Genomic DNA, 15,945 nt, shown 5'->3' with positions numbered 1-15,945 from the left:
GCCTCCTTAACCAACTTCACACTCTATTCATTATGTACAACTAAATTAATAGTTTTCCACTTTCCACGTTTGTATCTTATTAAACTAAATAACCCGTTTAGCATCCATGTAATTCCTGTTGCAACAAATACACCATAACTACCTAAAAATGGAATTAATGTTAATGGATATGCAAATCCAACTCTTCCTATACATTCCACTATGCCCGTAAAAAGAGAAAACATTGCATCCCCGGCACCATTTAATACATTTCGTGTTGTATAAATGAGACCTAAAAATACATAGAAACAACTTGTTATTCTAAGACCATCTGAAGCTATCCGTAAAACTTCAGCATCTTTTCCGAATATTGACACAATTGGTGATGTGAAAGTCCAAAACAGAACAAGGACTACTGCTGAAAATATTACATTCATAACATTTGAAGAATTAAATCCTTTCACAACTCTGTCTGTCTTTCCTGCACCAAGATTCTGACCTGTATATGTAGAAACTGCTGCTCCTAGTGACATGAATGGCTGCTGAACTAATGTTTCTATTCTTGAAATAACTGTAAAAGCTGTAGTAAATGTTGCTCCATAACCATTAACAATAGCCTGTAATACTATTAATGAAAAGGCTATTAATGAATTCTGTAATGCTACAGGTATACCCAGTCTTAAACTCTTCTCTACAATATAACTGTTAAGTTTTAAATTCTTCTTTTTTAGCCTAAAATAAGTATTGCTCTTATATGCATAAAAAATACATGTAACTGCTGATAAAAACTGTGAAAATGCTGTGGCAACACCTGCGCCTACAACTCCCCAGCCAAGTCCTAATACAAACCACAAATCAAGCACAACATTAACAAGACTTGCAAATATTAAAAATATTAAAGGTGTTTTACTGTCTCCTAAGGCTCTAAGTATACTTGATACTCCGTTGTATAAACCTGTACAGCAAATACCTATGGATGTAACTTTTAAATAAGCTGTTGCGTCACCTAAAATAACCTTATCTGTTCTAAGTAACACTAATACCGGTTTTGCTATAAAAAAGCCTATACAAGCCATTATTACTGAACTTATAAGCACAATCCATATTGCATTTCCTATTGTGTCTTTTACCTTCTCTTCATTATTTGAGCCAAAAAACTGTGCGACAATTATTCCTATTCCAACAGATAAACCTGCTACTAAGGAAAAGAATAAAAAATTAAGTGAGTTTGTTGTTCCGATTGCGCCTAACGCATTAGGGCCAACAAAATTTCCAACAATTATGGAATCCACCATGTTATACAATTGCTGAAATATGTTTCCAATAAACAAAGGTACTGCAAACTGCAAAAGCAATTTCCAAGGTGTGCCCTTTGTCATGTCCTTTAAAAACTTATTTTCTTTTGACATAATTTTCCTCATCCTTTAGCTTGTCCTAAGGTTATCCACTCATGCTGTACAGATGGTATAAAACCTTTTGACAATGTAATTGTTAAATTAAATAAAATCCAATTATTCCTGATGCAATTCCTATAACTGCCCCTGCTATTACATCCTTTGGAAAATGAACTCCACAAATTACTCTCTCAAATGCCATAATAACAGCAAGAAGCATCATAAAAATCCCCAAAGGGATACAAATATACAAAGCTGACATAGCAATTACAAAGGCAGAAAAAACATGACGACTTGGCATTGACTGACCTTTTTTTTCTTTTACAATCAACGGTGAAAAATCATATACAACATAAGGTCTTTTTTCGTCAATAATATATCTGAATATTGTAACTGCCACAAAAGATATGCTACATACAAGCACAACTCTTACACAGGTACCACTATTGTTTTGATACTGCATAAACGCAGACATTAAAATAATTACAGCAAATAAAACATAAATCATTATTGTAACTATCCTGTTTATTCCTGTAACTATTTTAACTCCGTTTTTCTTTTTTCTAACAGCTTCTGTTATTTTTATATAGCTTTCCTGTTTCATTTTTTCTCCGAAATAATTCTACTGTTTTCTTGCAATTCTGTATTCATCACCATAGGAGAAATACGGACATGTTGCTCTCTTAAACTGCATTAACATGGCTAAATCATCTTCATCCATATTTACAACACAGCCGTATTCTTCATATTCTTCGTCATATACGTAATTGCTACAAAATTCACAACTATATTGATCACTCATTGTTAAACTCCTGTTTACTTATAACTTTCTGCTAACTTTTCAAATGCAGGAAGCGCATCTTCAATCTGCTTTGTCTGAACACAATAAGAAACTCTTACATATCCCGGTGTTCCAAAACTGTCAGCAGGTACAAGTAATAATTCGTATTCTTTTGCCTTTTCACAAAATTCGTAAGCGTCCTCTCCCATGGCTTTTACAAATAAGTAAAATGCACCATCAGGGTAAACACATTCAAAGCCCATTTTTGTTAAAGCATTATATAATAAATCTCTGTTTTCTTTATAAATTGAAATATCAGATGTATCACTTATGCACCTTTCAATTACTCTTTGAAGCATACTTGGGGCACATACATAGCCTAAAGCTCTTCCGGCTCCACAAACTGCTGCGTAAGCATCTTCTTCATCAATCATCTTTGGTGATACTACTATGTATCCAATTCTTTCTCCCGGAAGAGATAATGCCTTACTATATGAATAGCATACAAAAGTATTGTCATAATAATTAATAACATATGGTACTTCTGTATCATCATAAACTAACTCTCTATATGGTTCATCAGTAATAAGGAAAATAGGATGTCCATATTCCTCTTCTTTCTTTTTTAATAACTGACACATTTTTTCAATTGTTTCTACAGTATAAACAACACCTGATGGATTGTTAGGTGAATTAATTATTACTGCCTTTGTTTTTTCATTAATGGCTTTTTCGAAATTATCCATGTCAATCTGGAAAGTCTTTTCCTGTGACTTAACTTCTACTAATTTAGCGCCTGTTCTTTCAATAAACACCCCGTATTCAGGAAAATAAGGAGTAAATACAATACACTCGTCATCTTTTTGTAAAATTGCATTCATTACAATTGTAAGTGATGCTGCTGCTCCACATGTCATGTAAATATTGTTTGCTGTAACATTCGTCCCAAATTTGTCATTAATATAATTTGCAATTGTTTCCCTAACATGTGCATCACCCTGAGCTGATGTATATCCATGAAGGGCTACTGAATCAAAATTATTAACTAAATCAATAATGGCATCATCTACACTTTTTGGTGCAGGTACACTTGGATTACCAATACTAAAATCAAAAACATTCTCTGCTCCGATTTCAGCCTTTCTCTTATTACCATATTCAAAAATTTCTCTGATTTCTGAACGTACTTTTCCTAACTTTACTAATGATTCTGTATACATTTTATCCTCCTTATTTATAACTAGCGCATATGAATCTTAAACTCTTTTTCGTGCTCTCTCTTCAAATCACGCTTTTTAATGTCTGCTCTCTTGTCATATAGTTTTTTACCTCTGGCAAGTCCTATTTCAACCTTTACCAGACTTCCTTTAAAATAAACTCTTAAAGGTACTAAGGTCAACCCTTTTTCATTTAGTTTTCCAACTAATTTATTAATTTCATATTTATGAAGCATTAATTTCTTTGGTCTTAAAGGATCTTTGTTGAAAATGTTTCCCTTTTCATAAGGATTAATATGCATTCCGTATATTATAACTTCGCCATTTTCAATTCTTACAAATGACTCTTTTATACTGCAATGGCCTGCACGTAAAGACTTAACTTCTGTTCCATGTAAAACAATTCCTGCCTCATAAGTATCTTCTATAAAATAATCATGTCTTGCTTTCTTATTGCTTGCAATTAATTTTCCTGAAGCCATACTCTTTCCTTTCTTTAAAGTTAATCACTAATAATATTTTATATTACCATACCGGATATAATCTATTTCAAATTGTTTAAATCAGAACTAATTTGTTTCGAATTTTTTATACCGGCTTTAATTCATTTCAAATAATTCATACAAAATATAATCTGTTTCAAATAATTTACACCAGACTAAAATCAATCGTTCTTGTTAATTTGTCTGCCGCCTCAACACGTATTCTTACAGGCTGGCCCAACTTATATGTCTTCTTAGTGGCTTCACCTGTCATTGAGAAAGAATCCTCATCATATATATAATGGTCGTCACACATATTTGAAACATGCACCAAACCTTCTATTGTATTAGGCAATTCTACATACAAACCAAAGTTTGTAACACCTGAAATCACACCTACAAATTCTTCGCCAATTTGTCCACGCATATATTCTGCCTGCTTTAGCTTTTCTGTGTCTCTTTCTGCATCATCTGCACGTCTTTCATTTGTGCTACAATTCTTTGTCACTTCAGGTAGTATGCTCTTGTAATGTTCAGCATGCTTATCCGTCATCTTCCCGTTAATACATTCTTTTATAATACGATGTATCTGCAAATCAGGATATCTTCTAATAGGCGATGTAAAATGCGTATAATATTTTGCAGCCAAGCCAAAATGTCCCAAACATTCAGGTGTGTACTCTGCTCTTTTCATTGAGCGAAGAGTTACCCTGCTTATCATAGCCTCTTCCGGTGTTCCTTCAATGTTATTTAACAATTTTTGTATTTCTTTTGGATGTACTTCCTCTCCTGATAATTTTACAGAATAACCAAAGTTGGTAATAAATGTTGCCAAAGCTTTCATTCTGTCACTATCCGGCTTTTCGTGATTTCTGTATACAAAAGGCACCTGCTGCCAATAAAAATATTCGGCTATTGTCTCATTAGCTGCCAACATAAAATCTTCAATAATTTTTGTGGCTGCATTTCTATCATAAGGTTCAATTAATATAGGATAACCTTTTTCGTCAAGTTTGATTTTACACTCTGGAAAATCAAAATCAATGGCACCTCTTTTGTATCTTTTATCTCTAAGTATTTTTGATAACTCAGCCATTAAATTAAACATTGGCACAAAATCCTCATACTGCTTAATTGTGGCTTCATCCTTATTTGTTATAATATCATTTACTGCTGTATATGTCATTCGTCTATCAACATTTATTAAAGTTTCTTTGACCTGATGGTCTACGATTTCACCTTTTTCATTAATTTTCATTATACAGCTAAGGGCAAGCCTGTCCTCACCCTGATTAAGTGAACAAATTCCATTGGATAATTTATGAGGTAACATAGGAATAACTCTGTCTACTAAGTATACGCTTGTTCCTCTTTTCACAGCCTCTTTATCTAATGGTGAATTTTCAGTAACATAGTGGGATACATCTGCAATATGAACACCTAAAGTGTAAATCCCATCTTCTTTTGTCAAAGTAATAGCATCATCTAAATCCTTAGCATCCTCACCGTCAATAGTTACTGTGTGAAGGCCTCGAATATCAAATCTGCCTACCTTATCTTCTTCTGCCACTTCAGATGGAATATTTTCAATCTGTTCCATTACTTCTTCAGGAAACTCACAAGGTATGTCGTAATTTTTCACAATCGATAAAATATCTACACCTGGATCATTTACGTGACCTAGAATTTCCGTTACAACACCTTCAGGTTTTCTATCCTTTGTGCCATAAGTTTTAATTTTTGCAACAACTTTGTGACCATCTACTGCCCCTTTTGTATCTTTCCCTGCAATATAAATATCACTGAAAATTTTCTTATTGTCAGGAATAACATAACCAAAACTTTTATTTTTCTGAAAATAACCTACTACTTCTCTGATTTCGTGAGAAATAATCTTGATAACTTTGCCTTCTTTTCTCTTTCCTGTTTGGATAGGATCTACCGCAATCAATACCATATCATGATGAAAGGCACCATTAACATTTCCTTTTGGTATAAAATAATCCTCTTCCTCGCCTTCAACTTCTACAAAGCCAAAACCTTTTTCATTTCCAATAAAAAGTCCCTGTCTGTACTCTTCCTGTGGAATACTATATTTTCCTTTTTTTGATATTGTTATTTTCCCTTCGTTTAGTAATTCAGTTAAAACAATGTCAAGCAACCCTCTGTCTTCTTTTCTAACATTTAAAATAACAACCAACTCTTTAAATTTCATTGGTACATAATGTTTGTCATTCATTAACTGAAGTATTATTTTTTTCTTTTCTTCTATTAAATCCATTCAAATCTCCCTTTATCTATTTGTCTATCATAAATTCCGTTTTCTTCTTAAATAATATCCAAAAACATTATACCTTAATCTGTCCAAACTGTTTATACTTATTTGGTATTTTTTTACAAAGAAAAAAGGTGTAGAAACCTACACCTTAATCAGTCAACATTTTATTTTATCTTAAAATCCGATAAATCCCATATTGAGAATTACTGAAAGTACAAAGAATAATACAACGCAAATCTTTGTAGCCTTCTCAAGTTTACCTTCCATTGAACGGCCCTTGTTCTTTCCCCAATATGTGTCAGCTGCACCACTGATTGCACCAGTAAGTCCTGCCTGTTTTCCTTCTTGAAGTAAGATTACTACTGTAATAATTAAACATACGATCATAAATACTACTGTTAATACTCTAAGTAATGTCATTAGTTTTTTCCTCCTCTATCTATTACAAGGATACCAATCCTTAATATTTCGTATCACACAAAGACAATATTATCATATTATGCTCTCTAAATCAAGAGTATTTTTACAGCAGTTTGTGTTAAGGATTTTTACAACATTTCCTCAATTCGTAGTAATTGATTATATTTGGCAGTTCTCTCTCCTCTGCATGGGGCACCGGTTTTTATATAGCCTGTATTAAGTGCCACTGCCAAATCTGCTATTGTTGTATCCTCGCTTTCTCCTGAGCGATGAGACATTATGGCTATCATGCCTTTTTTCTGTGCCAATTGTACTGCCTTTATAGTTTCAGTAATTGAGCCTATCTGATTTGGTTTAATCAATATTGCATTGGCGCTTTTCTCTTTAATGCCTTTTTGCAGTCTGTTTACATTTGTGACAAATAAATCATCACCTACTAATCTTACTTTACTTCCTATTCTCTGCGTTAGTTTCTTCCAACCATCCCAGTCTTCTTCATCCAATGGGTCTTCAATTGAAAAAATAGGATATTTATTAACTATATTTTCCCACATCTCAATTAATTCATCTGATGTTACATTTTTATTTTTCTTTGGCATAGTATATTTTCCAACTGAACTTCCTTTCCATTCAGATGCTGCCACATCCAAAGAAATTTTAAAGTCCTTTCCTTTTTGAAAGCCACTCTTTTCTACTGCTTCAACTATAATATCCAGAACCTGTTCTTCGCTTTCTAAATCCGGTGCAAAGCCACCTTCATCTCCAACAGCTACTGACAAATTACGTTCTTTTAACAGCCCTTTAAGGCAATGATAGACCTCACTGCACCATCTAAGCCCTTCCTTAAAAGATTTTGCCCCTACAGGTAATATCATAAACTCCTGTATATCCACATTATTTGACGCATGAGCACCACCATTTAAAATATTCATCATTGGTATAGGCATTTTTCTTCCACAAATACCACCAATATATTTATAATCAGGAAGCTTTAATGCTTTTGCACAGGCTTTCATATTTGCCATTGATACTGCAAGAATACTATTAGCTCCAATATTTTCCTTGTTAGATGTTCCATCAAGCTTTAACATTATGCTGTCTACTTTATTCTGATTTAAGCCATTGATGCCTTCTAATGCAGGATAAATAATTTCATTTACATTTTTTACGGCTTTTTTCACGCCATTTCCATTATATCTTTCACCCCTATCACGTAGTTCCACTGCCTCAAACTTTCCTGTTGAAGCCCCTGACGGCACAATGGCACAACCTGTATATAACTCTCCTGCCTTACCGTCAACCTTAACAGTAACTTCTGCTTCAACTGTTGGATTTCCTCTTGAATCCATTACTTCTCTGCCTTTTACATTAACAATTTTTAAAAATTTATACATAAAAAACCTCCTAACATGCTTTTTCTTATTTTGCACATCTAGGAGATTTTTATCCTTTTATTTTTTTATAAATTTGCCAAACACTTTTTTGGACAAATCAACGTAGTCCTGATATTTTACAGGATCATACCATTGAATACTATGTTCTCTTAACATTGAGTCATTATAATCAGTTAGTCTGTAGGTATATTGTTTTCTTATAACATTTTCAGATTTGCCCCAAACATAATGATTGATTGTAGGCACAACTCCAGCTGTTTTCTTTATAATTCTTGTTCCTTTATTGTCTTTTCTAACTGTAAGAGTTGCCATGGCACCCATAAGTGTTTCCCACTGCTGTTGACCTGATGTGTAGTTACCTAATGAATAATAGCACAACGCCTTATTTCCATTGTCTGTTTTAAGCCACTTAATCTTTTCACATACATGGGGATGAGTTCCAATAATCAAATCAGCTCCGGCTTCTACCATAAGCTTCGCCCACTGCACCTGTTCCTTAATTGGTTCAGGCTGTACATATTCCTGCCCCCAGTGTGGTAGGACAATTGTAAAATCAGCTTCTTTTTCTGCTCTTTCAATATCGGATTTTACTTTTTCTTTATGTTGTTTGTCCATTAAATTAACTATATATGAATACTCCTGTGGAAGTTTTAAACCATTAAGTCCATACGTATAATTTAGAACTGCGAATTTTATACCCTTACATTCGTAAATTGGTATACTATTATATTCTTCCTCATTTTCATTTAAGCCAACCATCATTATTTCATTCTTATGTTTCTTCCAAAACTTAATTGCATGTTGCATACCTTCAACTTTGGTATCCAAAGAATGATTTGAAGCACACTGAACTATATCAAATCCGGCATCTATTACAGCCCTTCCCATAGAATCAGGTGTGTTAAATAACGGAAAACCCTGATATTCAAACTGCTTTCCGCCTAACATTGTTTCCTGGTTAATTATGGCAATATCTGCTGCCTTAAAATCAGATTTCATTTTTTCAAATACTTCTGAAAAATCATATTTGCCACCACCATAACGTTTGGCAGTATAAAGAACCGAGTCACTAACCAGATTATCCCCTACTGCAACTATAGAAACTTCTGTAGGTTTAATATTCTGGGCTGCATTTTTAACTGTATTTTTTACTTTTTTATCTGCTACTTTTGTTGGCAATTCTATATTATTTTGAACAACCTTAACTGATTTGTTGTTTGATACTAAGGTCGTTATTCCTATAACCATTAATACACCTAAAACAATTAATGTACCCACACTTATTACTATACGTTTAACGTTTAATCTTCTATGTCTGTGGTATATTGAATGATACTTATTATAATTTTTGCGTACTTTTCTTCTTCTGTTTGTCATAATTTCCCTTTTTTCAAATATAGTCATCAAACAATTCTAACTTACATTAGTTTGTCTGATGACTATTTTAATTGCTATTATTTAATTATCAATGACTTTCCTGTCATTTCTTTTGGCTGTTCCATTCCCATTACTTCAATAAGTGTTGGGGCAATGTCTGCTAAACATCCACCTTCTCTTAATTTCCATGAAGGATCTGCATTTACTAAAATAAATGGAACCGGATTTGTTGTATGTGCTGTATGCGGAGCACCTGTTTCGTAATCAATCATCTTTTCAGCATTTCCATGGTCAGCGCAAATAAACAATACACCATCTACGTCTTTTACTGCCTGAACAGCATCTCCAACAAGACTGTCAACTCTTTCAACAGCCTTTACTGCTGCAGGAATTACACCTGTATGACCTACCATGTCAGGATTTGCAAAGTTAATAACGATTACGTCATACTTATCTGATTTAATAGCTTCAACTAAGTCCATACCTACTTCAGGTGCACTCATTTCTGGTTTTAAGTCATAAGTAGCAACATCCTTTGGAGAATTTACTAATAATCTGAATTCATCCACGTTAGGATCTTCAACACCACCGTTAAAGAAGAATGTAACATGAGCATACTTTTCTGTCTCTGCCAAACGTAGCTGTTTCTTTCCATGTGCTGCTAAAAATTCACCAAATGTATTTTTAATTTCTTCTTTTTCAAATGCAACAAGCTTGTTAGGAATTGTTTCATCGTAATCCTTGAAGCATACATATGTTAATTTTAAGAAATCTCTTTCAAAGCCTGTAAATTTGTCATCACAAAATGCTCTTGTGATTTCTCTTGCTCTATCAGGTCTGAAGTTAAAGAAGATAACTGAATCACCATCTTTTACTAATGATAATGGCTGACCATTTTCATCTGTAATAACTGTTGGTAATACAAATTCGTCTGTCTTGTCATTTGCGTATGAATCTTCTACAGCCTTAACAGCATCTGTAGCCTTAACACCTTCTCCTGTAACTAATGAATCGTAAGCTAATTTTACACGATCCCAGTTGTTATCTCTATCCATTGCATAGTAACGGCCTGATAATGAAGCAATCTTTCCTACTCCTATTTCCTTCATTTTGTCTTCTAACTGCTGTACATAATCTTTTCCTGATGCAGGAGGTGTATCTCTACCATCTAAGAATGCGTGTACATACACGTTTTCAAGGCCATTCTTTTTTGCCATTTCCAATAAACCATATAAATGTGAGTTATGGCTGTGTACACCACCATCTGATAACAAGCCCCACAAATGTAAGTCTGAATTGTTTTTCTTACAGTTTTCAATTGCCTGTAATAATACTTTGTTTTCGAAGAATGTACCATCTTCAATATCTTTTGTAATTCTTGTAAGATCCTGATATATAATTCTTCCTGCACCAATATTCATATGACCTACTTCTGAGTTGCCCATCTGACCATCAGGAAGTCCTACTGCCAAACCTGATGCATTTCCTTTTACAAAAGGATATTCTGCCATTAATTTGTCCATAACAGGTGTGTTTGCCATTGCAATAGCATTTCCTTCTGTCTTTTCATTTAATCCATAGCCATCTAAGACCATTAATACTACTGGTTTCTTTGCCATTTTCTTTTCTCCTTATTCTATGTTAAAATTTACTTTTTGTTTAGCAAAATTAATGCCCACTGCGTTTTCTTTTGTTCTTCTTCCGTCATTTCTAAAATAAACTACATCGTAGCCTGGGAACTTTGGATCGTTACCACATTTTTCGGAAGTATTATCAAGCATTTTTTCAGCTTCTTTTTTAGTTATATATACATAAATTCTAGTATATGCACCTGCACCATTTCCTACATTTTCCTGACCGTTAAAATTAATAGGATTCTTTTTAATTTGTTTAAAATGATTTCCTGTTATTGTAATATTCTTAACGCCACTTCCTGAAATTGCATGACCTGTGTTAGTGCTTGTTAGATTGTTTCCTTTTCCATTTTTAATAAATCTGTTATTTAATATCTTTGTGTTTTTCCAATTCATCAGATAAACACCTGCATCATAAAGATTTTTAAAAGTATTTCCTTTAATTAAAATCTTTGAATGATAAATATTTTTCTTTTTCTTTGTTTGAGAATAGTTATGTGTTCCTACACCTCTGCTCATTCCCTGAAATACACTATTAGTAACTTTAATGTTTACACATGGTGTTTTGTCCTGTTTTGCCCAAGTACAACCAACACCACCTGTTATTTCATCAGCCATATCAATGTTAATTGCTTCTTTAACATAAGCTTTTTGTGGTGAACCTTTCTTTGCTTTGTTGAATTTGCACTTGTTAATTTTTACATTTTTAGCACCATTTACTTCAATGTAGTGATTACCATTCATACCTTTGAAAGTAATACCTGAAATTTCAATATTCTTACAATGAACTGCTACAATGGATAAACCTTTAATATACTTCATATCGAATACAACCTTGCCTTTAGCTATCATTTTTGCATTCGATGTTCCATTATATTTACCAATTGCCTTATTCTTGTAAGTCATGTTCTTTGGAACCAACTGCCACATAGCTGTTGCAGGTTTAATATGTGCTTTTGTATCAAATATATTCTCAATAACAACACCATCTTCAAAAACAACTGTTACATTAGATGGTATACATACAGAATACTGGAATCTATATGTTCCTTTTTTAAATGTAAGTTTTCCTCCTCCTGCTTTTCTCATGCTCTCTGTATATTCATTTAAAGCCATACAATGAGCAACTGAGCTATCATATACTGTTGGGTGTTTTTTTGCATTTTGAACTAATTTGGCCGGTGACACTGTCACATTCATTTTTGCCTGTGCATTACAATTAAACATTGTACACATAAACAATACGGCAGCTATTGATAATAATACTTTTATTCTACCTGTTCTCATAATTATCTTATCCCCTTTTTTTACTAAAACAGGACACTGCGGAACAGTGTCCTGTGGGTTATATATTATTTGTTGTAATTAACGATCTGTCCAAAGTCAACCTTAAGGCTGGCTCCACCAACTAAACCACCATCAATGTCAGGTTTAGCAAGTAATTCTGCAGCATTTCCTGCATTCATTGATCCACCATACTGGATTCTGATAGCTGCTGCTGTAGCATCATCATATACTTCAGCGATGCAAGCTCTAATAGCTGCACATACTTCTTCAGCCTGATCAGATGTAGCTGTCTTACCTGTTCCGATTGCCCAAATTGGTTCGTAAGCAATAACTGCTTCCTTAGCCTGATCTGCTGTTACATTGTTAAATGCAACCTTAATCTGCTGACGAATGAAATCAATTGTGATTCCCTGTTCTCTCTGTTCAAGAGTTTCACCACAGCAGATAATTGGTGTAATACCATGTTCGAAAGCCTTAAGAACTTTTTTGTTTACTGTTTCATCAGTTTCAGCAAAGTATTCTCTTCTTTCTGAATGTCCGATGATAACATATTTTACACCAATGTCTGTAAGCATGTTAGGAGCGATTTCACCTGTGTAAGCACCGCTTTCTTCAAAATACATGTTTTCAGCACCAATATTAATATTTGTCCCCTTAGTAGCTTCCATAGCTGGAACTAAATCGATTGCTGGTACGCAGAATACTACGTCAACTTCATCATTAGCTACTAATGGTTTTAATTCATTAATTAATGCAACTGCCTCACTTGGAGTCTTGTTCATTTTCCAGTTGCCTGCAATAATCTTCTTTCTCATTATGAAATCTCCTTTATTCTTTCGCCATTTCTTATTGACGTTCTACGTCAATAAGCACGCTGGCAACGTTATGACCTACCATTCTTTCGTCGTTTTCTTATTGATGCAAAGCATCAATAAGCACGCTGGCAACGTTATGACCTACCATTCTTTCGCCGTTTTCTTATTGATGCAAAGCATCAATAAGCACGCTGGCATTCGCCAGCTTCACAAAAACAAATCATTGAACAAATGAATGCAAGCATTCATTGTTCTTAATTTGTTTTTGTGTAAATGGACTCATTTGCCTTAGCGTTATTTGTCGTTTGCTGCCACAACGCCTGGTAAGTCTTTTCCTTCTAAGAATTCTAAGCTTGCCCCACCACCTGTTGAGATGTGAGTCATCTTATCACCAAATCCAAGGTTGTTTACTGCTGCTGCTGAATCACCACCACCGATAATTGTTGTAGCATCTGTATCAGCTAAAGCCTGAGCTACTGCAATAGTACCTGCTGCAAGACATGGATTTTCTGAAACACCCATAGGTCCGTTCCATACTACTGTCTTAGCATTCTTTACTGCATCAGCAAATAATTCTCTTGTTTTAGGTCCAATGTCAAGTCCTTCTTTGTCATCAGGAATTGCATTTGTTGGAACTATCATTGTTTCGATTTCTGCATCAATTGGATCTGGGAATCCATCAGCTGCAACTGTATCGATTGGAAGTAAAATCTTCTTTCCTAATTCTTCTGCTTTCTTAAGCATATCATTACAGTAATCAAGCTTGCTGTCATCTACTAAAGAGATACCAACATTTCCGCCCTGAGCCTTAACGAATGTGTATGCCATACCACCACCGATAATTAAAGTATCGCACTTTTCAAGTAAGTTATTGATAACATTTAATTTGTCAGCAACCTTAGCACCACCAAGAATAGCTACGAAAGGTCTTACAGGATTGTTTACTGCATTTCCTAAGAAATCAATTTCCTTCTGCATTAAGTAACCAACTACTGCTGTGTCAACATATTCTGTTACACCAACGTTTGAACAATGTGCTCTATGAGCTGTACCAAATGCATCATTTACAAATACATCACAAAGTGAAGCAAGTTCTTTTGAGAAAGCTTCTCCGTTCTTTGTTTCTTCTGCTCTATAACGTGTATTCTGAAGTAATACTACGTCACCATCCTGCATAGCTGCTACTGCTGCTTTTGCATTTTCACCTACAACATTATCATCTGCTGCAAACTTAACTTCCTGTCCTAATAATTCTGAAAGTCTTACTGCAACTGGTGCAAGTGATAATTCAGGCTTTGGTTCTCCCTTTGGCTTTCCAAGATGTGAGCAAAGGATAACCTTACCACCATCATTAATTAATTTTTTGATTGTTGGAAGAGCTGCTACAAGACGGTTTTCATCAGTAATAACGCCTTCCTTTAAAGGTACGTTGAAATCACAACGAACTAATACCTTTAATCCTTTTACATTGATATCATCAACTGATTTTTTGTTAAGCATATTAACTTTCCTTTCTAATTTTCATATTTAAAAATCCATACTGTATAAACTAAAAGCCCATACATAGACAAAGGGCCCGGCCCATTAAAGCCGGACCCTTTTGGATCTTAATATTCTTAAACTTATGCAAGTTCTGAGAAGTATTTGATTGTTCTAACCATCTGGCTTGTGTATGAATTTTCATTGTCATACCATGAAACAACCTGTACTTCATATGTGTCTTCGTCAACCTTTGATACCATTGTCTGTGTAGCATCAAATAATGAACCATATCTCATACCTACGATATCTGAAGAAACGATTTCGTCTTCATTGTATCCGTATGATTCGTTTGAAGCTGCCTTCATAGCTGCGTTGATACCTTCAACTGTGATATCTTTTCCTTTAACTACAGCAGTAAGAACTGTTGTTGATCCTGTTGGAACTGGAACTCTCTGTGCAGATCCGATTAATTTTCCGTTTAATTCTGGAATTACTAATCCGATAGCTTTTGCAGCACCTGTTGAGTTAGGAACGATGTTAACTGCAGCAGCTCTTGATCTTCTTAAGTCACCCTTTCTCTGAGGGCCATCAAGAGTCATCTGATCACCTGTGTAAGCATGAATTGTTAACATGATACCACTCTGGATTGGAGCGTACTTGTTAAGAGCATCAGCCATAGGTGCTAAACAGTTTGTTGTACATGAAGCAGCTGAGATAATTGTATCTTCTGGCTTTAATGTATTGTGGTTTGTATTGTAAACGATTGTAGGAAGATCATTTCCAGCTGGAGCTGAAATAACAACCTTACGAGCACCAGCTTTGATATGAGCCTGTGCTTTGTCCTTTGATGTATAGAATCCTGTACATTCTAATACTACGTCTACGTTTAATTCTCCCCAAGGGCAATTTGAAGCATCAGCTTCTGCATAAATCTTGATTTCCTTACCATCAACGATGATAGAATCTTCTGTAGCTGAAACTGTATCAGCCTTTTCATATTTACCCTGTGATGAATCATACTTTAATAAGTGAGCTAACATTTTAGGACTTGTTAAGTCGTTGATAGCTACTACTTCATAACCTTCAGCACCAAACATCTGTCTGAAAGCAAGACGTCCAATACGTCCAAATCCGTTAATTGCAACTTTAACTGCCATTTGATTTTTCCTCCTGAAAAATTTAAAATTTTTATTGTTAATTTTCATTAACCTATTGATTATTTTACATAATTACTCTGTAAATATCAAGGTGTTTTTATGGTTTTTCTTGGTTTTTTGTTAAATTTTTGTCAATTTTTTGATAATGAAACGTTATTGTAGATTTTTATTGTTGTTTTTGCTATATTTTATTTAAAATTCTAAGTTAAATTTTAACGTGAATTTTGCAAAAAAATAAAAAGGACTAA

The 15,945-nt window shown here is 34.2% G+C and carries 14 protein-coding genes; all 14 read right to left on the bottom strand.

All coding sequences use genetic code 11. From position 1 onward, the window contains the following. Positions 1 to 23 precede the first annotated feature (23 nt). The 14 genes from DW006_RS02840 to gap all read right to left on the bottom strand — a co-directional run bounded on the left by DW006_RS02840 (position 24) and on the right by gap (position 15,697). Positions 24 to 1,388: an MATE family efflux transporter gene (locus tag DW006_RS02840; RefSeq protein WP_243002563.1), complete on the bottom strand. Its 1,365-nt coding sequence runs from the start codon at positions 1,386 to 1,388 to the stop codon at positions 24 to 26. An 82-nt stretch (positions 1,389 to 1,470) separates the two neighbouring features. Beyond that, entirely contained in the window at positions 1,471 to 1,977 is a 507-nt protein-coding gene (locus tag DW006_RS02835; protein WP_117998963.1) for a phosphatase PAP2 family protein, read from the bottom strand. Positions 1,978 to 1,995: 18 nt separating this feature from the next. After that, positions 1,996 to 2,175, bottom strand: a complete 180-nt coding sequence (locus DW006_RS02830; RefSeq protein ID WP_022165945.1) for a DUF6472 family protein — start codon at positions 2,173 to 2,175, stop codon at positions 1,996 to 1,998. Between the two features lie 14 nt (positions 2,176 to 2,189). Next, the gene (locus DW006_RS02825; protein ID WP_117998962.1) at positions 2,190 to 3,374 is read right to left on the bottom strand and encodes a pyridoxal phosphate-dependent aminotransferase; all 1,185 of its coding nucleotides are present in this window, start codon (positions 3,372 to 3,374) and stop codon (positions 2,190 to 2,192) included. Positions 3,375 to 3,394: 20 nt separating this feature from the next. Further along, positions 3,395 to 3,853, bottom strand: coding sequence for an SsrA-binding protein SmpB (gene smpB / locus DW006_RS02820; protein ID WP_022165943.1), 459 nt, complete (start codon positions 3,851 to 3,853; stop codon positions 3,395 to 3,397). 166 nt (positions 3,854 to 4,019) lie between these two features. Beyond that, a complete protein-coding gene (gene rnr, locus DW006_RS02815) occupies positions 4,020 to 6,134 on the bottom strand; it encodes a ribonuclease R (protein ID WP_117998961.1) in 2,115 nt (704 codons plus the stop codon). A 171-nt stretch (positions 6,135 to 6,305) separates the two neighbouring features. Further along, a complete protein-coding gene (gene secG, locus DW006_RS02810; protein WP_117998960.1) occupies positions 6,306 to 6,551 on the bottom strand; it encodes a preprotein translocase subunit SecG in 246 nt (81 codons plus the stop codon). Between the two features lie 128 nt (positions 6,552 to 6,679). Next, positions 6,680 to 7,945, bottom strand: coding sequence for a phosphopyruvate hydratase (gene eno, locus DW006_RS02805; protein ID WP_117998959.1), 1,266 nt, complete (start codon positions 7,943 to 7,945; stop codon positions 6,680 to 6,682). Positions 7,946 to 8,002: 57 nt separating this feature from the next. After that, positions 8,003 to 9,322 carry a CapA family protein gene (locus tag DW006_RS02800; protein ID WP_158561051.1) on the bottom strand — a complete coding sequence of 440 codons (1,320 nt, stop codon included), beginning with the start codon at positions 9,320 to 9,322 and terminating at the stop codon, positions 8,003 to 8,005. Between the two features lie 77 nt (positions 9,323 to 9,399). Further along, positions 9,400 to 10,941, bottom strand: coding sequence for a 2,3-bisphosphoglycerate-independent phosphoglycerate mutase (gene gpmI / locus DW006_RS02795; RefSeq protein ID WP_117998957.1), 1,542 nt, complete (start codon positions 10,939 to 10,941; stop codon positions 9,400 to 9,402). Between the two features lie 12 nt (positions 10,942 to 10,953). Beyond that, entirely contained in the window at positions 10,954 to 12,243 is a 1,290-nt protein-coding gene (locus DW006_RS02790; protein ID WP_117998956.1) for a hypothetical protein, read from the bottom strand. Positions 12,244 to 12,308: 65 nt separating this feature from the next. Beyond that, positions 12,309 to 13,061 (bottom strand): triose-phosphate isomerase, encoded by a 753-nt coding sequence (gene tpiA, locus DW006_RS02785; RefSeq protein WP_117998955.1) that lies wholly within the window; start codon positions 13,059 to 13,061, stop codon positions 12,309 to 12,311. Between the two features lie 291 nt (positions 13,062 to 13,352). Continuing rightward, positions 13,353 to 14,558, bottom strand: a complete 1,206-nt coding sequence (locus tag DW006_RS02780) for a phosphoglycerate kinase (RefSeq protein ID WP_117998954.1) — start codon at positions 14,556 to 14,558, stop codon at positions 13,353 to 13,355. A 122-nt stretch (positions 14,559 to 14,680) separates the two neighbouring features. Beyond that, a complete protein-coding gene (gene gap, locus DW006_RS02775) occupies positions 14,681 to 15,697 on the bottom strand; it encodes a type I glyceraldehyde-3-phosphate dehydrogenase (protein ID WP_117998953.1) in 1,017 nt (338 codons plus the stop codon). Between the last annotated feature and the right edge of the window lie 248 nt (positions 15,698 to 15,945).

Origin of the sequence: Eubacterium sp. AF36-5BH (assembly GCF_003460505.1) — a bacterium.
Lineage (GTDB): Bacteria > Bacillota > Clostridia > Lachnospirales > Lachnospiraceae > Eubacterium_G.
The sequence above is the reverse complement of the archived record's forward strand: the minus strand, read 5'-3'. Positions and strand labels throughout refer to the sequence as shown.

Coding starts and splice junctions, on each gene's coding strand:
- secG (WP_117998960.1), bottom strand. CDS start 6,551: ATGACATTACTTAGAGTATTAACAGTAGTATTTATGATCGTATGTTTA.
- DW006_RS02830 (WP_022165945.1), bottom strand. CDS start 2,175: ATGAGTGATCAATATAGTTGTGAATTTTGTAGCAATTACGTATATGAC.
- DW006_RS02835 (WP_117998963.1), bottom strand. CDS start 1,977: ATGAAACAGGAAAGCTATATAAAAATAACAGAAGCTGTTAGAAAAAAG.
- eno (WP_117998959.1), bottom strand. CDS start 7,945: ATGTATAAATTTTTAAAAATTGTTAATGTAAAAGGCAGAGAAGTAATG.
- DW006_RS02800 (WP_158561051.1), bottom strand. CDS start 9,322: ATGACAAACAGAAGAAGAAAAGTACGCAAAAATTATAATAAGTATCAT.
- DW006_RS02840 (WP_243002563.1), bottom strand. CDS start 1,388: ATGTCAAAAGAAAATAAGTTTTTAAAGGACATGACAAAGGGCACACCT.
- rnr (WP_117998961.1), bottom strand. CDS start 6,134: ATGGATTTAATAGAAGAAAAGAAAAAAATAATACTTCAGTTAATGAAT.
- gap (WP_117998953.1), bottom strand. CDS start 15,697: ATGGCAGTTAAAGTTGCAATTAACGGATTTGGACGTATTGGACGTCTT.
- DW006_RS02790 (WP_117998956.1), bottom strand. CDS start 12,243: ATGAGAACAGGTAGAATAAAAGTATTATTATCAATAGCTGCCGTATTG.
- DW006_RS02825 (WP_117998962.1), bottom strand. CDS start 3,374: ATGTATACAGAATCATTAGTAAAGTTAGGAAAAGTACGTTCAGAAATC.
- DW006_RS02780 (WP_117998954.1), bottom strand. CDS start 14,558: ATGCTTAACAAAAAATCAGTTGATGATATCAATGTAAAAGGATTAAAG.
- gpmI (WP_117998957.1), bottom strand. CDS start 10,941: ATGGCAAAGAAACCAGTAGTATTAATGGTCTTAGATGGCTATGGATTA.
- smpB (WP_022165943.1), bottom strand. CDS start 3,853: ATGGCTTCAGGAAAATTAATTGCAAGCAATAAGAAAGCAAGACATGAT.